Annotated in this window: 16 protein-coding genes; 9 read left to right on the forward strand and 7 right to left on the reverse strand. The window is 56.9% G+C overall.

Features of this window, described 5'->3' with window-relative positions:
• Positions 1-519 precede the first annotated feature (519 nt).
• Together rcsD and rcsB are read left to right on the forward strand one after the other, a co-directional pair.
• Positions 520-3,186 carry a phosphotransferase RcsD gene (gene rcsD, locus IAE48_RS02275; RefSeq protein ID WP_200133342.1) on the forward strand — a complete coding sequence of 889 codons (2,667 nt, stop codon included), beginning with the start codon at positions 520-522 and terminating at the stop codon, positions 3,184-3,186.
• A 16-nt stretch (positions 3,187-3,202) separates the two neighbouring features.
• On the forward strand, positions 3,203-3,853 hold the full coding sequence (gene rcsB / locus IAE48_RS02280; RefSeq protein WP_007371125.1) for a response regulator transcription factor RcsB: 651 nt from the start codon (positions 3,203-3,205) through the stop codon (positions 3,851-3,853).
• A 43-nt stretch (positions 3,854-3,896) separates the two neighbouring features.
• Here rcsB and rcsC read toward each other — a convergent pair whose 3' ends face one another.
• Positions 3,897-6,743 (reverse strand): two-component system sensor histidine kinase RcsC, encoded by a 2,847-nt coding sequence (rcsC, locus tag IAE48_RS02285; RefSeq protein ID WP_200133343.1) that lies wholly within the window; start codon positions 6,741-6,743, stop codon positions 3,897-3,899.
• 114 nt (positions 6,744-6,857) lie between these two features.
• Positions 6,858-9,497, reverse strand: coding sequence for a DNA topoisomerase (ATP-hydrolyzing) subunit A (gene gyrA, locus IAE48_RS02290; protein ID WP_200133344.1), 2,640 nt, complete (start codon positions 9,495-9,497; stop codon positions 6,858-6,860).
• A 158-nt stretch (positions 9,498-9,655) separates the two neighbouring features.
• On the opposite strand from gyrA, the gene ubiG reads away from it, so the two are divergent.
• The 4 genes from ubiG to yfaE all read left to right on the forward strand — a co-directional run bounded on the left by ubiG (position 9,656) and on the right by yfaE (position 14,449).
• Positions 9,656-10,384, forward strand: coding sequence for a bifunctional 2-polyprenyl-6-hydroxyphenol methylase/3-demethylubiquinol 3-O-methyltransferase UbiG (ubiG, locus tag IAE48_RS02295; RefSeq protein ID WP_200133345.1), 729 nt, complete (start codon positions 9,656-9,658; stop codon positions 10,382-10,384).
• Between the two features lie 343 nt (positions 10,385-10,727).
• Positions 10,728-13,013 carry a class 1a ribonucleoside-diphosphate reductase subunit alpha gene (nrdA, locus tag IAE48_RS02300; RefSeq protein WP_094421212.1) on the forward strand — a complete coding sequence of 762 codons (2,286 nt, stop codon included), beginning with the start codon at positions 10,728-10,730 and terminating at the stop codon, positions 13,011-13,013.
• Positions 13,014-13,064: 51 nt separating this feature from the next.
• Positions 13,065-14,195 carry a class Ia ribonucleoside-diphosphate reductase subunit beta gene (gene nrdB, locus IAE48_RS02305; RefSeq protein WP_023479667.1) on the forward strand — a complete coding sequence of 377 codons (1,131 nt, stop codon included), beginning with the start codon at positions 13,065-13,067 and terminating at the stop codon, positions 14,193-14,195.
• Positions 14,195-14,449 (forward strand): class I ribonucleotide reductase maintenance protein YfaE, encoded by a 255-nt coding sequence (gene yfaE, locus IAE48_RS02310; protein WP_042713436.1) that lies wholly within the window; start codon positions 14,195-14,197, stop codon positions 14,447-14,449. Before nrdB ends, yfaE begins: the two co-directional genes overlap by 1 nt.
• 177 nt (positions 14,450-14,626) lie before the next feature.
• On the opposite strand, the gene glpQ is transcribed toward yfaE, so the two are convergent.
• Together glpQ and glpT are read right to left on the reverse strand one after the other, a co-directional pair.
• Positions 14,627-15,691: a glycerophosphodiester phosphodiesterase gene (glpQ, locus tag IAE48_RS02315; protein ID WP_200133346.1), complete on the reverse strand. Its 1,065-nt coding sequence runs from the start codon at positions 15,689-15,691 to the stop codon at positions 14,627-14,629.
• Between the two features lie 11 nt (positions 15,692-15,702).
• On the reverse strand, positions 15,703-17,055 hold the full coding sequence (gene glpT, locus IAE48_RS02320; RefSeq protein WP_023479895.1) for a glycerol-3-phosphate transporter: 1,353 nt from the start codon (positions 17,053-17,055) through the stop codon (positions 15,703-15,705).
• 277 nt (positions 17,056-17,332) lie between these two features.
• Between glpT and glpA the strand changes: the two genes are divergently transcribed.
• From glpA to glpC, 3 genes are read left to right on the forward strand one after another with little or no spacing between them, the layout of a single operon-like run.
• Positions 17,333-18,955: an anaerobic glycerol-3-phosphate dehydrogenase subunit A gene (gene glpA, locus IAE48_RS02325; protein WP_200133347.1), complete on the forward strand. Its 1,623-nt coding sequence runs from the start codon at positions 17,333-17,335 to the stop codon at positions 18,953-18,955.
• Positions 18,945-20,201 (forward strand): glycerol-3-phosphate dehydrogenase subunit GlpB, encoded by a 1,257-nt coding sequence (glpB, locus tag IAE48_RS02330; RefSeq protein ID WP_200133453.1) that lies wholly within the window; start codon positions 18,945-18,947, stop codon positions 20,199-20,201. The genes glpA and glpB overlap by 11 nt, the downstream gene beginning before the upstream one ends.
• Positions 20,201-21,391: an anaerobic glycerol-3-phosphate dehydrogenase subunit GlpC gene (gene glpC, locus IAE48_RS02335; protein WP_200133348.1), complete on the forward strand. Its 1,191-nt coding sequence runs from the start codon at positions 20,201-20,203 to the stop codon at positions 21,389-21,391. Before glpB ends, glpC begins: the two co-directional genes overlap by 1 nt.
• Before the next feature lie 21 nt (positions 21,392-21,412).
• Here the strand turns inward: glpC and IAE48_RS02340 are convergent, their stop codons facing one another.
• From IAE48_RS02340 to IAE48_RS02350, 3 genes are all read right to left on the reverse strand, one after another.
• A complete protein-coding gene (locus IAE48_RS02340; protein ID WP_200133349.1) occupies positions 21,413-22,612 on the reverse strand; it encodes a nicotinamide mononucleotide deamidase-related protein YfaY in 1,200 nt (399 codons plus the stop codon).
• Between the two features lie 90 nt (positions 22,613-22,702).
• Positions 22,703-23,245: a YfaZ family outer membrane protein gene (locus tag IAE48_RS02345; RefSeq protein WP_023479894.1), complete on the reverse strand. Its 543-nt coding sequence runs from the start codon at positions 23,243-23,245 to the stop codon at positions 22,703-22,705.
• Between the two features lie 146 nt (positions 23,246-23,391).
• Positions 23,392-23,589: a hypothetical protein gene (locus IAE48_RS02350; protein ID WP_200133350.1), complete on the reverse strand. Its 198-nt coding sequence runs from the start codon at positions 23,587-23,589 to the stop codon at positions 23,392-23,394.
• Positions 23,590-23,709: the final 120 nt, after the last annotated feature.

The raw sequence follows: 23,709 nt of genomic DNA on the forward strand, positions 1-23,709 counted from the left end.
TCGACGCTATCATCATTAACTTTATTTATTACCGTCATTCGAATCTGAATGTCTGTTTACCCCTCTTCAAACCGGATGCCCTGCATTCGGTTTTTTTTTACCTTTCTTTACATCAGTTGATACTTAAGATTTATATAGTCGCCATTTGTAATGACTATTAATTAATCAATAATCGTACCAGAGTTGATCCTCAAACATATTTATAAAGTTAATATCTTGTTATTTCGTGCGATATTTTACTGGCGAGACGGTAAATAGGCCTGCAGCGCTGCGTATCTGTACATTTTTCCTGCGCTTCAGGTAAAGAGTGCATATTCATGCACACCCCAGGCATTTCCTGAAAAGAGAGTCTGGAAATTCACCCATTTACCGATATACTGCCTGCTGAACATTACTCTGCAGCACACTACCTTTACGCCCGCGGCCCACCAAACGCGACGCTAACGGCATGGCAGCAACATTGTCTCAGCGCAGGCTGAAAGTTATCAGCCGTGTTGTCATAACGGGTTACACACACGAATGAGTCAATCGGACACAATGATTCCTGGCAAATTTTCCCTGATACCGGGCAACATTACCCGTTACTTCCTTTTATTGATTATTGTCCTGCTGGTCACCATGGGCGTGATGATCCAGAGCGCCGTCAACGCGTGGCTGAAGGACAAAAGTTATCAAATTGTTGATACCACCCACGCCATTCATAAGCGCATCGATATCTGGCGCTATGCGACCTGGCAGATTTACGACAATATCGCTGCCGCCCCCGCCTCTTCCGGCGAAGGCCTGCAGGAGACGCGTTTAAAGCAGGACGTCTACTACCTCGAAAAACCGCGCCGCAAGACGGAAGCGCTGATTTTCGGCTCCCATGACAGTTCGACGCTGGAGATGACCCAGCGTATCTCGACCTATCTCGATACGCTGTGGGGCGCGGAAACCGTGCCGTGGTCGATGTACTACCTTAACGGCCAGGATAACAGCATGATCCTTATCTCGACGCTGCCGCTTAAGGATCTTACCTCCGGTTTTAAAGATTCGATGATCAGCAATATCGTCGATACCCGCCGTGCGGAGATGCTCCAGCAGGCGAATGCCCTTGATGAGCGCGAAAGTTTCTCCTCGCTGCGCCGTCTTGCCTGGCAGAATGGCCACTACTTTACGCTGCGCACCACCTTTAACCAGCCAGGCCATCTGGCGACCGTCGTCGCCTTCGATCTGCCAATCAATGATTTGATTCCGCCCGGTATGACGCTGGACAGCTTCCGCCTCGATCCCGATACCACGCCGGGCAGCGCACGCGCGCAGGATAAAGAGAACACCGACAGCGTCTCAGTAAACTTCAACAGCTCGCGCATTGAGATCTCCTCTGCGCTAAACGGCACCGGTTTACGCCTGGTGTGGCAAGTTCCGTTCGGCACACTGCTGCTTGATACCCTGCAAAACGTTCTGCTGCCGCTGCTGCTGAATATTGGCCTGCTGGCGCTGGCGCTGTTTGGTTACACCACCTTTCGCCAGATGCCGGGGCGCAAGAGCGATACGCTCGCGACGCCGGGCGCGAATAATGAGCTGCGCGTGCTGCGCGCCTTTAATGAAGAGATTGTCTCTTTGCTGCCGCTGGGTCTGCTGGTTCACGATCAGGAAGCCAACCGCACGGTGCTGAGTAATAAAATTGCCGACCACCTGCTGCCGCACCTCAATTTGCAGAACATTACCGCGATGGCGGATCAGCACCAGGGCGTGATCCAGGCGACCATCAATAACGAGCTCTATGAGATCCGCCAGTTCCGCAGCCAGGTGGCGTCGCGTACGCAGATCTTTATTATTCGTGACCAGGATCGCGAAGTGCTGGTCAACAAGAAGCTCAAGCAGGCGCAACGGCTCTATGAGAAAAACCAGCAGGGTCGCGCGGCGTTTATGAATAACCTCGCCGAGGCGCTCAAACAGCCGGTGAAAGCGCTGGCCAGTGACGCTGCGGCGATTGAGAGCAACGAAGCTAACCGCCTTGCCGATCACGCCGACCGACTGGTGCAACTGGTGGATGAACTCCAGCTGGCAAACATGCTGGAGAATGATACCTGGAAAGGCTCCTCTTCCCTCTTCTCCATTCAGGATCTGATTGATGAAGTGGTGCCGGAAGTGCTGCCGGTGATCAAGCGTAAAGGGTTGCAGCTGCTGATCAACAATCATCTTCCGGCCAATGAGGAGCGTCACGGCGATCGCGATGCGCTGCGTCGAATCATGCTGCTGCTGATTCAGTATGCGGTGACCACCACGCAGATGGGCAAAATCACCCTCGAAGTGAGCATGGACGAATCAGCAGATGACCGGCTGACCTTCCGTATCCTTGATACCGGCGTCGGCGTTAACGCCAGCGAGATTGATAATCTGCACTTCCCGTTCCTTAACGAAACGCAGGGCGATCAGTTTGGCAAGGCAAATGCCCTCACCTTCTGGCTTTGCGATCAGTTGGCCCGTAAACTGGGCGGACATCTCAATATTAAAGCGCGTGAAGATCTCGGCACCCGCTACTCTCTGCATGTGAAAATGGCCGTACGCGCGCAGCAGGGCGAGAGCGAAGAGAAATTGCTCGATGATGTGGTGGCGATGATTGATATTACGTCGAACGAAATTCGTAATATTGTGGTGCGCCAGCTTGAGAATTGGGGGGCGAGCTGCATTTCGCCCGATGAACGATTATCAAATCAAGAATACGATCTCTTTTTAACAGATAATCCGTCAAATCTTACAGCTTCAGGATTGCTTTTAAGCGATGATGAGGTCGGCGTGCGGAAAATTGGTCCAGGCCAGTTGCGCGTCAATTTTAATATGAGCAATGCAATGCAGGGAGCAATATTGCAGCTCATTGAGGAGCAGCTGGCGCAGGAGGAAGTCACGGAGTCGCCTTTAGGCGGCGATGAGAATGCCGAACTCCATGCCAGCGGCTATTACGCGCTGTTTGTCGACACAGTTCCCGATGATGTTAAGAGGTTGTATACTGAATCGGCTTCGCGCGATTTCGCTGCGCTGGCACAGACGGCCCACCGCCTTAAGGGGGTGTTTGCCATGCTTAATCTGGTACCTGGTAAGCAGTTGTGTGAAACGCTGGAGCAATTAATTCGCGAGAGTGATGCTCCAGGCATAGAAAATTACATCAGCGACATTGACGCTTACGTCAAAAGCTTGCTGTAGCAAGGTAGCCTAATACATGAACAATATGAACGTAATTATTGCCGATGACCATCCGATTGTACTGTTCGGTATTCGCAAGTCACTTGAACAGATCGAATGGGTAAATGTAGTCGGTGAATTTGAAGACTCTACAGCGCTTATCAACAACCTGCCGAAACTTGAGGCCAATGTATTGATCACCGATCTGTCAATGCCGGGCGACAAATACGGCGATGGCATTACGCTGATCAAGTACATTAAGCGCCACTTCCCGGCGCTGTCGATTATCGTGCTTACCATGAATAATAATCCGGCAATTCTCAGCGCCGTTCTGGATCTCGATATCGAAGGTATCGTGCTGAAACAGGGCGCGCCGACGGATCTGCCGAAAGCGCTGGCGGCACTGCAAAAGGGTAAGAAGTTCACCCCGGAGAGTGTCTCCCGTCTGCTGGAGAAGATCAGCGCCGGTGGTTATGGCGATAAACGCCTGTCACCGAAAGAGAGTGAAGTGCTGCGCCTGTTCGCAGAAGGTTTCCTGGTGACGGAGATTGCCAAGAAGCTGAACCGCAGCATTAAGACCATCAGCAGCCAGAAGAAATCAGCGATGATGAAACTGGGTGTCGATAACGATATCGCCCTGCTGAACTACCTCTCTTCCGTGACGCTCACCCAGACGGAAAAAGAGTAATCCCCGTAACCCCGGCACTCGCCGGGGTTCGTTTTTCTTAGCCCTACTCCCTGCTTTTTCTTACCCGCGCGGCGTATGCAGCCAGCGTCTGCTTCAGCACGTCCAGCGTTACCGGCTTCGACAGACAGCTATCCATCCCCGACTCGAGACAGCGCTGCTTCTCTTCTGCCAGAGCGTTCGCCGTCACGCCGATCACCGGCAGCGTCAGCCCAAGCTGGCGAATGCGCTGCGTCAGGCGGTAACCATCCATATTCGGCATGTTCACGTCGCTGAGCACAATATCGATCGGGTTCTTGCTCAACACATTGAGCGCATCGACGCCATCATTGGCGGTTTTACATTGATAGCCCAGAGAGCCCAGCTGATCGGCCAGCAGACGGCGGTTGATTGGATGATCGTCCACCACGAGGATCATCATATCCTCGTTATTCTCCATCTCGCCGGAATCCGATGCTAAGGCATTTGCCGCCTGCGCCTCGGCCACCGGCACGCGATAGATGCGGCCCAGCAGCGCCAGCAGATCGTGCGGCGAGGCGACGCTGTGCAGCCACTCACCCGGCGCGCGCTCAAGCGGAATACCAATATGGCGGCGGGAGAAGATAACCGCCGCGCGTCCGGTCCAGGGCTGCGGCAGCTCATCATCGGTAATCAGCGTGTCCTGGTTGCCCAGTTCATGGCCGTCATACTGCTTAACCTGAATGCCGTTCCACTTCAGCAGGTTATGCAGATACGCCGACAGCCAGGCGTTGCGTACCGCCAGCCAGCAGCAGGTTTCCGCCAGCCCATCTACGTCGGTCTGCACCGTTGGCACCGCGCTGTAGAGCGGAATGCGAATGGTGAACTGGCTGCCCATGCCCGGTTCAGTATCGACAGCGATATCGCCATCCATCATGTTGACCAGCTTTTCACAAATCGCCAGCCCCAGGCCGGTGCCCTGGAAGTTGCGCTGTACGCCGGTGCCGACCTGGAAGAAGGGATCGAATAAGCGCACCACCTCTTTGCCAGGGATCCCCACGCCGGTGTCACGCACGCGAATGCTGAGATACTCCATATCACACTGCACATGCAGCACGATGCAGCCCATATCGGTGAACTTAATCGCATTACTTAGCAGGTTGGAAATCACCTGTTGCAGGCGCATTGGATCGCCATTAATCGCCAGCGGCACATCCGGCTCGATAAAGCAGTAGAGCCCGAGCTGTTTGCGCACCACCAGCGGCAGATAGTTGGCGGTGATATGGCTCATCACTTCGCGCGGCGAGAACTCACGCGGCTCAATCTTCAGCTGTTCGGACTCAATTTTCGAGAAGTCGAGAATATCGCTGATGATCTTCAGCAGCAGGCTCGAGGAGTTGTTCATCGCGGTCACTAAGCGGTCGACCCCTTTCGGCAGCTCTTTGGTCTGCAACAGATCGAGGTTACCGATAATGCCGTAGAGCGGCGTGCGCAGCTCATGGCTGACCGTCGCGAGGAACATCGACTTCGACTGGCTCGCCTGCTCCGCCGCCTGCGCCATCTCCTGCAGCGACTCCTCCATTTTGACGCGGGCGGAGACATCCACCAGCACGCAGATCGCCACGTTCTCATTGCGATAGCGCGAATGCACAAAGCTAATTTGCAGGTTGGTGTTATTGCTGGTTAACACATCAACAAAGTTAACCTGCTGCCCGCAGATAATTTGCGTCAGCCTTTGGCGATCCTCATGGGTCAGCATGTTGAGGTAGTTATGCGCCAGCTCGTTACTCAGTATGTTGGTGCCATCCTGGGTACGCAGGATACAGATCCCCACCGGCGCGGAGGCGACAATCTTACGGTTGAACTGCTCATGCTCTTCAAGCCGCTGCGCATCGTTTTCTGCCGGAATAAATATGCGCCGCTCATAGAGGCGCGCCAGGGTAAACAGCGCCACCCCGACCAGCACATTAAGCAGCACCGCGTTGAGGATCAGCATGCGGATGCGCTCCAGCACCACGTCCACCGGCACGGAGTAGACCACGCTCAGGGAGGATGGCGGCAGCGTCTTCTTGAGGATCAGCTCACGGAAACCGGAGGTGTACCCAAACCAGGAGCGCTCCTGCAGCCAGCGCGGATCGGCGGTAATGCCACTCTCCTGCCCGGTCAGCGAAAGCAAGGTATGGCCATTCTCATCAAGGATGGTGACACCCATCGGCAGCGTACCCGGCGTGAAGAAGTTCTCCATCCGGATCGACTGCTCGGTGCCGAGCAGCGCCTGCAGGCGGTTGCCGAGATAGACCGGCGTCAGCGCGTAGAAATAGCCGATGCCCGGGCGCGGGCCCTGGCTCATCCAGTAGACGTTGTTGCTGCGCTCATCCTGCGGCGCATTGCGATATTTGACGATCCGCTCATGCAGGCTCTTCAGCGTGTCATCCCGCTCGACCGGCATATCGCGCAGGCCGAAATCGGCCATACAGAGGTTGTCGCTGCCAATCAAAAAGACGCGGTTCAGATCGTACGCCGCGGAGAAATTATCGCGCCAGTAGCGCATAAACCACGCCAGCGACTCCAGCGAGCCGCGCCAGGCGCTGCCCATCGCCGAGCAGTCGGAATCAGGAAAGAGCGGTAAGAAGGCCGGCACGTTGGTTTTGTCGTCGCGGGAGCGCGACGTCAGGATGCCGTTGTCCGCCGTCAGGCGATTTTCAGCAATATACTTCAGCTCCTTCATCACATCAGAGGTGCGCTGAATATAGCGCTGCGCCTGATCGGAACTGAGGTTGAACTCCTGGCGGATCTCCGACTCTTTGTCATGCAGGGCATTAACGATGTAAAAGACGGAAAAAAAGGCAATTAACAGCCAGAGTAATAGCGCCAGCGCCCTGAACAGATAGCGGGAGACTTTCAGGGTACTGCGAAAAGAGACGAGGTATTTCAACCTGGGGAAACTCCGCCACAAGGAAGTTAAAAAAGAGTGTGCTTAAAGTAGCGATAAATCGCAGATGCCGCAAGGCAATGAAAAAGGGCCGGAAACCCGGCCCTTGATAACGCGTTATTCGGCGTCTTCGTCGTCCGCCGCGTCGTCGTCAGTATCGACTTCCGGCGCGATGTCCTCATCGCCTTCCGCAACGCTGCCGTCGATGGAGTCCAGCTCTTCATCATCCACCGGCTCAGCAACACGCTGCAGACCCACCACGTTTTCATCTTCCGCGGTGCGGATCAGGATCACGCCCTGGGTGTTACGACCTACCACGCTGATCTCCGACACGCGCGTACGCACCAGCGTACCGGCATCGGTGATCATCATGATCTGATCGCAATCATCGACCTGGACCGCGCCGACTACCGAACCGTTACGATCGGTCACCTTGATAGAGATAACGCCCTGCGTACCACGAGATTTAGTCGGGTACTCCGCTTCCGCGGTACGTTTACCGTAACCGTTCTGCGTCACCGTCAGGATTGCGCCTTCGCCGCGCGGCACGATCAGCGAAACTACGCTGTCTTTTTCCGCCAGGCGAATACCGCGCACGCCGGTCGCGGTACGACCCATCGCACGCACGGCGCTCTCTTTAAAGCGCACCACTTTCCCGGCGGCGGAGAAGAGCATTACGTCGTCGCTGCCGTCGGTCAGGTTTACGCCAATCAGCTCATCGCCTTCGTTCAGGTTGACGGCGATAATCCCCGCAGAGCGCGGACGGCTGAACTCGGTGAGCGCGGTTTTCTTCACGGTACCGCTGGCGGTCGCCATAAAGACGTTCACGCCCTCTTCATATTCACGTACCGGCAGAATGGCGGTAATACGCTCATTCGGCTCCAGCGGCAGCAGGTTGACGATCGGACGACCGCGCGCGCCACGGCTCGCTTCCGGCAGCTGGTAGACCTTCATCCAGTAGAGACGGCCACGGCTGGAGAAGCAGAGGATCGTGTCATGGGTGTTGGCCACCAGCAGACGATCGATGAAGTCCTCTTCTTTAATGCGCGCGGCAGATTTACCTTTCCCGCCGCGACGCTGCGCTTCGTAATCGGTCAGTGGCTGATACTTCACGTAGCCCTGATGCGACAGCGTCACCACAACATCTTCCTGGTTGATCAGGTCTTCGATGTTGATATCTGCGGTGTTAGCGGTAATTTCGGTGCGGCGCTCGTCGCCAAACTGCTCGCGAACCAGCTCAAGCTCCTCGCGGATCACTTCCATCAGGCGCTCAGCGCTACCGAGGATGTGCAGTAATTCAGCGATCTGCTCCAGCAGCTCTTTGTACTCTTCGAGCAGTTTTTCATGCTCAAGGCCGGTCAGTTTCTGCAGACGCAGATCCAGAATTGCCTGTGCCTGCTGTTCGGTCAGGTAGTATTTACCGTCACGAATACCGAACTCCGGCTCCAGCCACTCAGGACGCGCGGCGTCATCACCGGCACGCTCCAGCATCGCAGAGACGTTGCCCAGAGCCCACGGCTGCGCGATCAGGCCCGCTTTCGCTTCGGCCGGCGTCGGCGCACGACGGATCAGTTCAATGATCGGGTCGATGTTCGCCAGCGCAACAGCGAGCGCTTCAAGGATGTGCGCGCGGTCACGGGCTTTACGCAGTTCGAAAATGGTACGGCGCGTCACCACTTCACGGCGGTGGCGCACAAACGCGGCCAGGATATCTTTCAGCGGCATGATCTTCGGCTGGCCATGGTGCAGCGCAACCATGTTGATACCGAAGGAGACCTGCAGCTGCGTCTGGGAGTAGAGGTTATTCAGCACTACTTCGCCGACGGCATCGCGCTTCACTTCAATCACGATGCGCATACCGTCTTTATCAGACTCGTCGCGCAGCGCGCTGATACCTTCAACGCGTTTCTCTTTCACCAGCTCGGCAATCTTCTCAATCAGGCGCGCTTTGTTCACCTGGTAGGGAATCTCATGCACGATGATCGTTTCACGGCCGTTTTTCGCGTCGGTTTCCACTTCCGCGCGGGCGCGAATGTAGATTTTGCCGCGACCGGTGCGGTAGGCTTCTTCGATGCCTCGGCGACCATTGATGATCGCAGCGGTCGGGAAGTCCGGCCCCGGAATATGGGTCATCAGCTCTTCAATGCTGATCTCTTCATTATCGATATAGGCCAGGCAGCCGTTGATCACTTCCGTCAGGTTGTGCGGCGGAATGTTGGTCGCCATACCGACAGCGATCCCGGAAGCGCCGTTAACCAGCAGGTTCGGGATCTTGGTTGGCATCACATCTGGGATTCGCTCAGTGCCGTCGTAGTTATCAACGTAATCGACGGTCTCTTTTTCCAGATCGGCCATCAGCTCATGGGCGATTTTCGCCAGGCGGATTTCCGTATAACGCATTGCCGCGGCGGAGTCGCCATCGATGGAACCGAAGTTCCCCTGGCCGTCGACCAGCATATAACGCAGCGAAAACGGCTGTGCCATACGAACAATGGTGTCATACACCGCGGAATCACCATGGGGATGGTACTTACCGATTACGTCACCAACGACACGGGCAGATTTTTTGTAGGCTTTATTCCAGTCATTGCCCAATACGTTCATGGCGTAAAGTACGCGACGGTGAACCGGTTTCAGGCCATCTCGGACATCCGGAAGCGCACGGCCAACAATGACCGACATCGCATAGTCCAGATAGGAGCTCTTCAGCTCTTCCTCAATGTTAACCGGTGTAATTTCTCTCGCAAGGTCGCTCATCTAACCGCTATCCCTCTACTGTATCCCGGATTCAAAGGTCGCAAATTATAACACAACCGGTTTGATACAGGTAAACCTATAACACCCCGGCAAAGGTTTATTCATGCCGTTGGCCTGATATACTCACAGGTCTTATTGAGAGAGGAGTAAATGCGCCCATGAATGCCGAAAAACCGTCGGTTACTCAGAACGTTGATCATGCAGAAATCGCCAAGTTTGAAGCCGTCGCTTCACGCTGGTGGGACACAGAAGGCGAATTTAAACCTTTACACCGTATTAACCCGCTGCGCCTCGGCTATATCGCCGAACACGCCGGCGGCCTGTTTGGCAAACGCGTGCTGGATGTCGGCTGCGGCGGCGGCATTCTCGCCGAGAGCATGGCCAAAGAGGGTGCGCAGGTGACCGGGCTGGATATGGGCGCGGAGCCGTTGGAAGTTGCGCGTCTGCACGCGCTGGAGTCGGGCGTGCAGGTTGACTATGTACAAGAGACAGTCGAAGAGCATGCCGAAAAACAGGCGCAGGGCTACGACGTCGTCACCTGTATGGAGATGCTGGAGCACGTGCCGGATCCGCAATCGGTGGTCAGAGCCTGCGCACAGCTTGTGAAACCCGGCGGTCACGTCTTCTTCTCGACCATCAACCGTAACGGCAAAGCGTGGCTGATGGCGGTAGTTGGCGCAGAGTATGTGCTGCGCATGGTGCCGAAAGGCACGCACGACGCGAAGAAGTTTATCAAACCTGCCGAGCTGTTAACCTGGATCGACGATACGGTGTTACAGGAGCGTCACATCACCGGGTTACACTTTAACCCGCTGCTGAATAAGTTCACCCTCGGACCGGGCGTTGATGTTAACTATATGTTGCATACAACGGCGAAAAATCGCTAACGTCATGCATTAATGTTATGAAGATTGCGCAGCCGCAAATCGCGCAATCTTCCCCGCCGATGAAGAAATCAGCACTCGATCAAAATTTCATTTTTTTTTTCAGATTATTGACAACCTCTGCAAGCCTTATGCGACGAGGACTTAGCGTTTATTACGCTTTCGCAACCTCAAGTTAACGTCAAAATCAACTCTTGTACTCAAAAGAATCCTTACTAGAATACTCACCATATAGCGTTTCTCTTATCGCAAACCCCCTATATATAGTATTTATCCACAGAGTTAGTCACAGTGCTGCTTTGTGGATAATACGGGGGATACTTTTATTTCACGGACAGGTAAGCAAATGAATCAGAGTCTGCTGGTGACAAAGCGTGATGGTGGCACTGAGCGCATCAATCTCGACAAAATTCATCGAGTACTGGATTGGGCCGCAGAAGGGTTGAGCAACGTTTCCATCTCTCAGGTGGAGCTGCGTTCACATATTCAGTTTTACGACGGTATCAAAACCTCCGATATCCACGAGACCATTATTAAAGCCGCTGCGGACCTCATCTCCCGCGATGCGCCGGACTATCAGTACCTTGCCGCGCGCCTGGCGATTTTCCACCTGCGTAAAAAAGCTTACGGCCAGTTTGAACCACCTGCGCTGTTCGACCACGTGAAGAACATGGTTGCGCTGGGTAAATACGATCATCATCTGCTGGAAGACTACAGCGAAGAAGAGTTCCAGCAGATGGACGGCTTTATTGATCACTGGCGTGATATGAACTTCTCCTACGCGGCCGTTAAGCAGCTGGAAGGGAAGTACCTGGTGCAGAACCGTGTGACCGGTGCGATCTACGAGAGCGCGCAGTTCCTTTACATTCTGGTTGCTGCCTGCCTCTTCTCCAACTACCCGCGCGAAACCCGTCTGGACTACGTGAAGCGTTTCTATGACGCCGTCTCGACCTTCAAAATTTCGCTGCCGACGCCGATTATGTCCGGCGTGCGTACGCCGACGCGCCAGTTCAGCTCCTGCGTGCTGATCGAGTGCGGCGACAGCCTGGACTCCATCAACGCCACCTCCAGCGCGATTGTGAAGTACGTTTCCCAGCGCGCCGGTATCGGCATCAACGCCGGTCGCATCCGTGCGCTGGGCAGCCCGATCCGCGGCGGTGAAGCGTTCCACACCGGCTGCGTACCGTTCTACAAACACTTCCAGACCGCGGTGAAATCCTGCTCGCAGGGCGGCGTTCGCGGCGGCGCGGCGACCCTCTTCTACCCGATGTGGCATCTGGAAGTGGAAAGCCTGCTGGTGCTGAAAAACAACCGCGGCGTCGAAGGCAACCGCGTGCGTCACATGGACTACGGCGTACAGATCAACAAACTGATGTATACCCGTCTGCTGAAAGGTGAAGATATCACCCTGTTCAGCCCGTCCGACGTGCCGGGTCTGTATGACGCCTTCTTCGCCGATCAGGATGAGTTCGAGCGCCTGTACACGCAGTACGAAAAAGATGACTCCATCCGCAAACAGCGTATTAAAGCGGTCGAGCTCTTCTCGCTGATGATGCAGGAACGCGCCTCGACCGGCCGTATCTACATCCAGAACGTCGACCACTGCAACACCCACAGCCCGTTCGATCCGGCTGTTGCGCCGGTGCGTCAGTCCAACCTGTGCCTTGAGATCGCCCTGCCGACCAAGCCGCTGGAAGACGTTAACGATGAAAACGGTGAGATCGCGCTCTGCACGCTCTCTGCGTTTAACCTTGGCGCAATTAAGAGCCTCGACGAGCTGGAAGAGCTGGCAACGCTTGCGGTGCGTGCACTCGATGCCCTGCTTGATTACCAGGACTACCCGATCCCGGCGGCGAAACGTGGCGCGATGGGTCGTCGTACCCTCGGTATTGGCGTGATCAACTTCGCCTACTGGCTGGCAAAAAACGGCAAGCGCTACTCCGACGGCAGCGCCAACAACCTGACGCACCAGACCTTCGAAGCAATTCAGTACTGGCTGCTGAAAGCCTCCAACGAGCTGGCGAAAGAGCAAGGTGCCTGCCCGTGGTTCAACGAAACCACCTACGCCAAAGGTATTCTGCCGATCGATACCTATAAAAAGGATCTCGATGGCATTACCAGCGAGCCGCTGCACTACAACTGGGAAGCGCTGCGTGACGATATCACCACGCACGGCCTGCGTAACTCGACGCTCTCTGCCCTGATGCCGTCTGAAACCTCGTCGCAGATCTCCAACGCCACCAACGGCATTGAGCCGCCGCGCGGCCACGTGAGCATCAAAGCGTCGAAAGATGGCATCCTGCGCCAGGTGGTGCCGGATTATGAAGAGCTGAAAGATGCCTACGAGCTGCTGTGGGAAATGCCGAACAATGACGGCTACCTGCAACTGGTCGGCATTATGCAGAAGTTTATCGACCAGTCGATTTCAGCGAACACCAACTACGATCCGACCCGTTTCCCGTCGGGCAAGGTGCCGATGCAGCAGCTGCTGAAAGACCTGCTGACCGCCTACAAATTTGGTGTGAAGACGCTCTACTATCAAAACACCCGCGACGGCGCGGAAGATGCGCAGGATGACCTGGTCCCTTCTATCCAGGACGATGGCTGCGAAAGCGGCGCATGTAAGATCTAACTAAGGGGCGGGGAAACCCGCCCTTTTTTTCGCAAGACAGGACTCACATTCATGGCATACACCACCTTTTCTCAGAAGAAAAACGATCAGCTGCTCGAGCCGATGTTCTTTGGCCAGCCGGTGAACGTGGCGCGCTACGACCAGCAAAAATATGACATCTTCGAAAAGCTGATCGAAAAGCAACTCTCCTTCTTCTGGCGTCCGGAAGAAGTTGATGTTTCCCGCGATCGCATCGACTTCCAGGCACTGCCGGAACATGAAAAGCATATCTTTATCAGCAACCTGAAGTATCAGACGCTGCTGGACTCAATTCAGGGTCGTAGCCCGAACGTGGCGCTGCTGCCGCTGATCTCCATTCCGGAGCTGGAAACCTGGGTGGAAACCTGGGCGTTTTCAGAAACCATTCACTCGCGCTCCTACACCCATATCATCCGCAATATCGTTAACGATCCGGCGGTAGTGTTTGACGATATCGTTACCAACGAGCAGATCCTCAAGCGCGCGGAAGGGATCTCCTCCTTCTATGACGAGCTGATTGAGATGACCAACTACTGGCATCTGCTGGGCGAAGGCACCCATAGCGTGAACGGCAAAACCGTCACCATCAGCCTGCGCGAACTGAAGAAAAAACTCTATCTCTGCCTGATGAGCGTGAACGCGCTGGAAGCGATTCGCTTCTATGTCAGCTTCGCCTGCTCCTTCGCTTTCGCCGAACGCGAACTGATGGAAGGTAACGCCAAAATTATCCGCCTGATTGCCCGCGATGAAGCCCTGCACCTGACCGGCACCCAGCATATGCTGAACCTGCTGCGTTCCGGGGTTGACGATCCGGAGATGGCGGAGATTGCCGAAGAGTGCAAAAAAGAGTGCTACGACCTGTTTGTGCAGGCGGCGCAGCAGGAGAAAGAGTGGGCGGAGTATCTCTTCTCCGGCGGCTCAATGATTGGTCTGAACAAAGATATCCTCTGCCAGTATGTTGAGTACATCACCAACATCCGTATGCAGGCGGTGGGTCTTGATCTGCCGTTCCAGACCCGCTCAAACCCGATTCCGTGGATCAACACCTGGCTGGTGTCCGATAACGTGCAGGTGGCGCCGCAGGAAGTGGAAGTGAGTTCTTACCTCGTCGGGCAGATCGACTCGCAGGTCGATACCGACGATCTGAGCAACTTCCAGCTGTGATGAGCCGGGTTACGCTCCGCCTTTCCGGCACGCAGGTGCATTGCCAGGAAGAGCACCCCTCCCTGCTGGTGGCGCTGGAGTCCCAGCAGGTGGAAGTTGAATACCAGTGCCGTGAAGGCTATTGCGGCTCCTGCCGCTGTCGGCTGGTAGCAGGCCAGGTGGACTGGATTAGCGAGCCGCTGGCCTTTATCAACGAAGGGGAAATTTTGCCCTGCTGCTGCCGGGCGAAAGGCGATATCGAGATCGAGATGTAAACAATGCCGGGTGGCACTGCGTTTACCCGGCCTACAGTTTCAGCACACCCATCCTTTCCGTAGGCCTGATAAGCGAAGCGCCATCAGGCAAAATACCCACCTTGACTGCACATTCATCCCTTCCTAGGCCTGATAAGCGAAGCGCCATCAGGCAACTTCACTTACCAGGCCCCACTTTTATTTCCGCTTTAAAAACTGCACCGCTTTATCGGGGAAATCGGTAAACAACCCGTCGACCCCGGCCTGGTGGTACAACACTTCATAAAGCTGATTCACATCGCTGGCATACGGCGGCAGCTGATCGGCGCGCACCGTAAACGGGTGCACCTGCAAATGGCTGGCATGCGCCTCTTTCACCATTGCGGTTAGCTGCACGTGGCCCGGCGTCGAACCATCCGCCACCAGCATATGGTAATCGGGGCCGATACCATCTGCGTACTGCGCAATCTGCTTCATCGCACCGGGTTTCAGCATCCAGTCATAATCGTAATTGACCCACTTACCGTCCGGCTGCTTCTGCTGGGTCTCATTCCATTTGGTATAAGCAATCAGCTGCACCAGATTGAGATCCATCCCCATCTTCGGCTCAAGCTCATTTTTGATGCGCTTAAGCTCATCAGCGTCGAAACACTGCAAATAGACCTTATCCTTGTTGTTGCTGTAACCATACTTCTTCAGCACCTCGAGGGTCGCCTTCGCAATATCCTTCCCTTCCTGATGGTGGAACCACGGGGCTTTGATCTCCGGGTAGATCCCGATATCTTTGCCGGTCGAGTGGTTCAGCCCCTGCACAAACTCAATCTCCTCTTCAAAGGTATGAATACGGAAATCGGATTTGCCCATCGGGAAACGGCCCGGGAAAACCTGCTCTTTCTTGCCGTTCTTTAACTCAAACCCTTCGGTGAATTTCAGCGAGCGGATCTCATCCAGCGTGAAATCGATAGCGTAATAGCGGCCATCTTTGCGGGCGCGGTCGGGAAAGCGCTCGGCAACATCGGTGACGCGATCGAGATAGTGGTCATGCAGCACCACCAGACGATCGTCTTTGGTCATCACCAGATCCTGCTCCAGATAGTCCGCGCCCTGGGCATAGGCCATCGCTTTGGCAGGCAACGTATGCTCCGGGAGATACCCGCTGGCGCCGCGATGGGCGATCACCAGCTTCTCGGCGGCCAGCGCCTGGCCTGCCATCAGGCCCGCCAGCAGCAGGCCTGTCGTAATGCGGCTAAAGGACAATTTCATAACATCTCCTGTTATTGACGACGCGCAAGCACGTCAGCGTGATGGCGTTTTTCGCCAATCATCACCACGATCAGCAGCAGTACCGCCAGTACGCTGCCCCCGATCATCACCATGAAACCGCCGTCCCAGCCGAAGAAATCGACGGTATAGCCAACAATGGCGCTCGCCGCTACTGAACCACCGAGATAGCCAAACAGGCCGGTAAAGCCCGCCGCAGTACCGGCCGCTTTCTTCGGTGCCAGCTCCAGCGCGTGCAGACCAATCAGCATCACCGGGCCATAAATCAGGAAGCCAATGACGATCATGCAGGCCATATCCACGCCCGGGTTGCCGGCCGGGTTGAGCCAGTAAACGATGGTCGCGATGGTCACCAGCGTCATAAAGAAGACGCCGGTCGCGCCGCGGTTCCCCTTAAAGACTTTGTCCGACATCCAGCCGCAGATCAGCGTGCCGGGAATGCCCGCGTACTCATAGAGGAAGTAGGCCCAGGAAGATTTATCCAGCGCGAAGTGCTTCACCTCTTTCAGATAGGTCGGCGACCAGTCGAGGATGCCGTAGCGCAGCAGATAGACAAAGACGTTAGCGATGGCGATATACCACAGCAGCTTGTTCGGCAGCACGTACTGCATAAAGATCTGCTTCGCCGTCAGCTCCTCTTCATGCTTGTCGCTGTAATCATCCGGGTAGTCGTTTTTGTACTCTTCAATCGGCGGCAGACCGCAGGATTGCGGCGTATCGCGCATCAGTGCAAAAGCGATAATCGCCACCAGAATGGCACCAAAGGCTGGCATATAGAGCGCCGCGTGCCAGTCGTTAAACCACGCCATCCCCAGCAGGAAGAGCAGCGGAGGCAGACCGCCGCCGACGTTATGGGCGCAGTTCCACACCGACACAATGCTGCCGCGCTCCTTCTGCGACCACCAGTGCACCATCGTGCGTCCGCACGGCGGCCAGCCCATCCCCTGGAACCAGCCGCAGAGGAACAGCAGCACAAACATCACCGCAATGCTGGAGGTGGCCCACGGTACAAAGCCCATAAACAGCATTACTGCCGCTGCGAGGATCAGACCAGCGGGCAGGAAAACGCGCGGATTCGAGCGATCCGACACCGAGCCCATAATGAATTTTGAGAAGCCGTAGGCAATTGAGATCCCCGACAGCGCAAAGCCCAGATCGCCGCGCGAGAAGCCCTGCTCCACCAGATAGGGCATCGCCAGCGCAAAGTTCTTACGCACCAGGTAGTAGGCGGCGTAGCCAAAGAAGATGCCCAGAAAGATTTGCCAGCGTAAGCGGCGGTACAGAGGATCAACCTGCGCGTCGGGCACGCGAGACTGGTGGGGGGCGGGTTTGAAAATGCTCAACATAAACTGCCTCCGTGGCACGGTAAAAGTCATGACATCAGGCGTCATGAGTGAAAACGAAAATCGCTTGAGTTGTTCGCGGCGGATTGTAGAGAAAGTTTTGACGAGAAAGAATGAAATGCCACATATAATGTTACAGAAATATGACAAAGCTCTAACTTCGTGCGGAAAAGTGCATTTCACTTTCGTTTCTTGTTCGTATATGCGCGATATCAAACAAACCACAGTAAGGGTATGGCTAAATAGTCGGTAAAGAACGTCGACCAGCCAGGAGACGACCGTGCCCTACTCAAACGACTACGATGTGATCATTATTGGCGGCGGCGCAACGGGTGCCGGTATCGCCCGTGATTGCGCCCTGCGCGGCCTGCGCGCAGTTCTGCTCGAACGCCACGACATTGCCACCGGTGCCACCGGCCGCAACCACGGTTTGCTACACAGCGGCGCGCGTTATGCGGTGACCGATAACGAATCAGCGCGTGAATGCATCGCCGAAAACCAGATCCTCAAACGTATTGCCCGCCACTGTATTGAAGCGACCGACGGGCTGTTTATCACCCTGCCGGAAGACGATCTGAGCTACCAGACACACTTCACTGAGGCCTGCACCCGCGCCGGGATTGCCGCACAGGCCATTAGCCCACAGGAAGCCAGGCGCATGGAGCCGAGCGTCAACCCGCAGCTTATCGGCGTGGTGCGCGTGCCGGACGGCACTGTCGACCCCTTCCGCCTGACCGCCAGCAATATGCTTGATGCCCGCGAGCACGGTGCAAAAATCCTTACCGGCCACGAAGTCTGCGGCCTGCTGCGCACGGGCGACACGGTGTATGGCGTGCGCCTGCGCCATATCTCCAGCGGCGAAATCCGCGACCTGCATGCGCCGGTGGTGGTCAATGCCGCCGGGATTTGGGGCCAGCGCATCGCGGAGTATGCCGATTTGCGCATTCACATGTTCCCGGCAAAAGGCGCACTGCTGATCCTCGATCACCGCATTAACCAGCATGTTATCAACCGCTGCCGCAAGCCTGCCGACGCCGATATCCTGGTGCCCGGCGACACCATTTCGCTGATCGGTACCACTTCAACGCAGATTAATTATGGCGATATCGATAACGTGCGCGTCACGGCGGATGAGGTCGATATTCTGCTGCGCGAAGGGGAGAAACTGGCCCCGGTAATGGGGCAAACGCGCATCCTGCGCGCTTACGCTGGCGTGCGTCCGCTGGTGGCGAGCGATGATGATCCCAGCGGGCGCAACGTCAGCCGCGGCATCGTGCTGCTCGACCACGCTGCGCGCGACGGGCTGGAGGGGTTTATCACCATTACCGGCGGCAAACTGATGACCTACCGCCTGATGGCCGAATGGGCAACGGATGCCGTCTGCCGCAAGCTCAACCATAACGTAGCCTGCACCACGGCGACGAAAGCGCTGCCGGGATCGCTGGGTTCACCAGACGAGGCACTGAAGAAGATCATCTCCCTGCCAACGCCGCTGCGCGGTTCAGCGGTCTACCGCCACGGCGATCGCGCCCCGGCGTGGCTCGCCAGCGACCGACACAACCGCAGCCTGGTGTGTGAGTGCGAAGCCGTCACCGCCGGGGAAGTGCAGTACGCGGTGGAAAACCTCAATGTCACCTCACTGCTCGATCTGCGCCGCCGCACCCGCGTCGGTATGGGCACCTGCCAGGGCGAGCTCTGCGCCTGCCGCGCCGCCGGGCAGCTGAACCGGCTGCATGTCACGCGCGACAACGAAGCGCGCAGGCAGCTGGCGGAGTTTCTCAACGAGCGCTGGAAGGGAATTAAACCTATCGCCTGGGGCGATGCGCTGCGTGAAAGCGAATTTACCCGCTGGGTTTACCAGGGGCTGTGCGGGCTGGAGAAGGAGCAGGATGATGAGATTTGATACGGTGATTATCGGCGGCGGGCTGGCGGGATTGCTGTGCGGCATTCGTCTGAGCGAGAGCGGCCAGCGCTGCGCGATTATCAGCCGCGGCCAGAGCGCGCTGAGCTTCTCTTCCGGCTCTCTCGATCTGCTCTCCCGTCTGCCGGAGGGTAAACCGGCCGGCACGCTGACAGAGGCCATTGCGCATCTGCAACACCATCACCCCGAGCACCCCTATGCACGGCTTGGCGTCGAGCGCGTGCGTCACTATGCGCGGCAAACCCAAACTCTGCTCGCCGACTGCGGGCTAGAGATGCAAGGCGATGTTGATACGCCGCACCTGCGCGTCACGCCGCTGGGCACCTGGCGCCGGGCGTGGCTCAGCCCGCAAGAGATTGCGTTGAAACCGCAGCAGGGGCTGCGCGTCGGCGTCGTTGGCATCAGCGGCTTTCTCGACTTTCAGCCCCAACTGGCGACAGAAGCGCTGTGCCAGCGCGGCATTGCCGCCGGGGCGGAAGAGATTGCGCTACCGCTTCTCGACACGCTTCGCGATAACCCCAGCGAGTTTCGCGCCGTGACCATCGCGCGTCAGCTCGATCGTCCTGAGCATTACGCCGATCTCTGCGCCGCCCTGCGCCCGCTGAGTACGCGGTACGAGATGCTGTGGCTCCCCGCCTGTTTTGGCCTGACAGAGAGCAAAGTGTTTACGCAGTTAAGCGAAGATCTGGCCTGCCCGCTGCGGCTGATCGCCACGCTGCCCCCTTCGGTGTTGGGCATGCGCCTACAGCACGCCCTGCAGCAGCGTTTTCTGCGCAGTGGCGGCAGCTGGATGCCGGGCGATGAGGTATTGCGCGCCGATATCAATCAAGGCCGGGTAACGCAGCTCTGGACGCGCAAGCATGACGATCTGCCGCTGCGCGCCCGCCATATCGTGCTGGCCAGCGGCAGCTTTTTCAGTAACGGGCTCATCGCCGGACGCGATAGCGTGCGCGAAGCGGTATTCAATCTCGATGTCCTGCAAAGCGCCTCGCGCCGGGAGTGGTATGGCGACGATCTCTTTGCCCCGCAGCCGTGGCACCAGTTTGGCGTGCGCACCGATGAACAGCTTCATGGTCTGCGCGACGGGCAAGCGCTTGAAAATCTCTATGCGATCGGCTCGCTACTTGGCGGCTATGACGCCATCGCGCAGGGCTGCGGCGGCGGTGTTTGCGCCGTAACGGCGCTGCATGCCGCGCAGCAGATCCTCGATCAGGGAGGAAAACCCTAATGCATAACTCTTTCGAAAGCTGTATCAAATGTACCGCCTGCACCACCGCCTGCCCGGTAAGCCGGGTAAACCCCGCCTACCCCGGGCCAAAACAGGCGGGGCCAGATGGCGAGCGGCTGCGGCTGAAAGATGCCGCGCTGTATGATGAAGCGCTGAAATATTGCACCAACTGCAAGCGCTGCGAAACCGCCTGCCCGTCCGGGGTAAAAATTGGCGATCTGATCCAGCGCGCCCGCGTGCAGCATGCGGCGAAACCGCTCTCAGTGCGTAACGCCATTCTCAGCCATACGGATTTGATGGGTACCCTGTCGACGCCTCTCGCGCCGCTGGTCAATGCCGCGACCTCCCTGAAGCCGGTGCGCCAGTTGCTGGATAAAGCGTTAAAAATCGATCATCACCGCACGCTGCCGAAATATGCCAGCGGCGGCACGTTTCGCCACTGGTATCGCAGCGTGGCGGCGCAGCAGCGGGCCTACGGCGAGCAGGTGGCGTTTTTCCACGGCTGCTATGTCAATTACAACCATCCGCAACTGGGGAAAGACCTCATCCGCGTGCTGAACCAGATGGGCATTGGCGTGCAGTTATTGCAGCGTGAGAAGTGTTGCGGCGTCCCGCTGATTGCCAACGGCTACTTCGCAAAGGCGAAAAAGCAGGCGCAGTTCAACCTCAGCGCACTGGAGCAGGCGATTGGCATGGATGGAATGCAGGTGATCGCCACCTCCTCCACCTGCGCCTTCACCCTGCGCGATGAGTATCCACACCTGCTGGAGGTCGATAACAGCCATCTGCGCACGCATATTGATTTAGCCACCCGCTGGATCTGGCGACAGCTCGATGAGGGGCACACTCTGCGGCTCAGAGAGATGCCGCTGAAAGTGGTTTATCACACGCCGTGTCATATGGAGAAGATGGGCTGGACGCACTACACGCTAGATCTGCTGCGGCGCATTCCGGGTTTAGAGTTGACGGTGCTCGATTCTGCCTGCTGCGGCATCGCGGGCACCTACGGTTTTAAGCGGGAGAACTACGCCACCTCGCAGGCCATTGGCGCACCGCTGTTTGCGCAAATCGAGGCCAGCGGTGCGGATCTGGTGGTAACGGATTGTGAGACCTGCAAATGGCAGATTGAGATGTCCACCGGCAAACCCTGCGAACACCCCATTACGCTGCTGGCGCGGGCATTAGGCTAACGCCCGCGATTGTTTTACAAGTTATTCCACAGCGAGGGTTTCAACCACCGCAATCCAGCCGTGATCGCTGGCGATATCTTTGCCCGCCAGCCAGCGGCGCAGGATATTGAGCGCCATCATTGCACAGACTTCCTGGCGCACCGCCAGGCTGTGGCGGCTGCTGTTGAACTTCACCCGCAGGGCGCGGGTGCCTTCCGGCGTCGCCAGCGCGAAGTTGAGATGATCCTCTTCCAGCCCGGTGACGGTTAACGCCAGCCCGGCGAGATGCCGGTTGCGTGACTCGGTTGTCCAGCGCGCGGTTTGTGCCAGCGCTTCCGCCTGCGACGGCAGCACTTCGCTGGCAAGTAGAGGTGCACCGGCGCGGGAGAGTTGCAAGGCGATAAGCCCGCTGGTGAACTGCTCGCTCAGGGTGAGGCTCAGCTGACGCTCACGCAGTGCGGAGGCAATCGCAGCCGGTAACCCCTCGGTGCCTTCAAAAATCAGGCTTTCCCCCGCCACGTTTTTCACTTCCGGCCACAGCGCTTCCATCGCCGCGCGCTGCTCTGCCGGACCGGTCAGTTTCAGTTCGATAATCGGCATCGATGAGCGGTAACCCATTACCACGCCGGGCGGCAGATCGAGATGCTGGAGTTTTTCTGCCAGATCGCTCTCGGAGCGACCAAAGGTGGTCAAACGCAGGCAGACCGGCGGCTGCGGCAAAGTAAAGCGCTCACGCAGACGCGGCAGGATCTCCTGCTCGACCATCACTTTAAATTCTGAGGGGACGCCAGGGGTAAAGAACATCAGGCAGCGGTTAAATTGCAATGCAAACCCGCAGGCGGTGCCGACCGGGTTATCGACCAGCTCGGCGCTGTCAGGGATCTCCGCCTGCTTGCGGTTGCTGGGGGCCATCACGCGGCCGCGATCGGTAAAAAAGCGCTCCATCTGCTTAAGCCACGCTTCGTGCAGCACCAGCGTTTCGCCTTTGGCGGTGGCCGCTGCCAGCGCGCTCAAATCGTCGCTGGTTGGCCCAAGACCGCCGTTGACGATCAACACATCGGCCTGCTCGCTGCGCTCGCGCAAAATCGCAATCAAGTCGTCGAGGTTATCGCCAACGGTATGGCGGCGCGTTAACGGCAACCCCTGGTAAAAAAATACGTCGGCCAGCCAGGCCGCATTGGTATCGACAATCTGGCCATGCAGCACTTCATCGCCGGTCGATAACATCTCCACATTTAACATCGTTCGCTCCTGCAATCGGGATTGAAACACTATAGCGCATGCACAGGGTAAAGAGAGGGAAACGGGCGCGGCGGCTGCCGCGCCGGGGGATCAGAAGCTGGCACTGGCGCCGAGATAAGGACCATCCGCAACGATGCTGTCGCGGCGGCCATCTTTGCCTGCCATCTCAATGTAGCGATAACCGGCTTCGACGGTGAACGGGCGCATAATGGTATAACGCGCACCGGCCTTGGCTTCCTGGTACTCTTTGACGCCGCTTGAGAGCGAGTCCGGAGAGTAGTAATACTCGCCGAAAATGTTAAAGCTGCGGGCGATCTCCCACTGCAAACCGCCGCCGACAGCAATGGCGTAACCTTCGCTGCCCTCATCCGGGTTCAGGTAGATGCCTTTACCACCAACGGTTGCCAGGAACGGCCCGAGCGGCAGGTTGTAACCGAGCCCAAGGCTTGCGGTGTCACCATCATCTTCGCTATGCGCCCAGTTACCGCTGACTGCGATACCACTGGTTTCGGTTCCCAGACCGAAACCGAGGCTGCTGTAATCTTTACCAATCTGTCCATTCAGGCTAATCGCCTGCGCACCGGCGGAGGCCAGCAACACGCCGGCACATCCTAATAGAGCTAACTTTTTCATTTTCACGTTCCGCACGAAACGGGGCAGCGCCCCAAAGCGTCTGATTGTACGCTTATTTTCCCGACAGCAGAACGTCTAATAGCGTGTACGGCCTGAGGCAAATACGCTTTCGGGCCCGAGGACGAAAAGCCTGGCACCGGAGCGTGTCAGTGGCGGGCTTTCTCTACCATCTCAACCGGAATACCGGTCAGGGAGGCCACAACGTCAGGCTCCATCCCCTTTTCCAGCATCACTTTCGCGATACGCATCGCCTCCTGCTGGACGCCTTCGGCTCGCCCCTGAGCCAGGCCTTTAACCAGCCCCTGAGCCTGCCCTTCTTCGCGAAGATATTGTGCAATGTTCATTAACGTCTCCTTCTGCTGCTGATCCGCTTTTGCATCCCTGTCGCAAATTAGCACACTCTGAGCGCGTGTCAGCCGTCGGTTTTCGCTCTGTCGAGGCAGCTCGCAAAAAGAGTTGCGGCA

This window comes from Kosakonia sp. S57, from assembly GCF_016516575.1.
Classification (GTDB): domain Bacteria; phylum Pseudomonadota; class Gammaproteobacteria; order Enterobacterales; family Enterobacteriaceae; genus Kosakonia; species Kosakonia cowanii.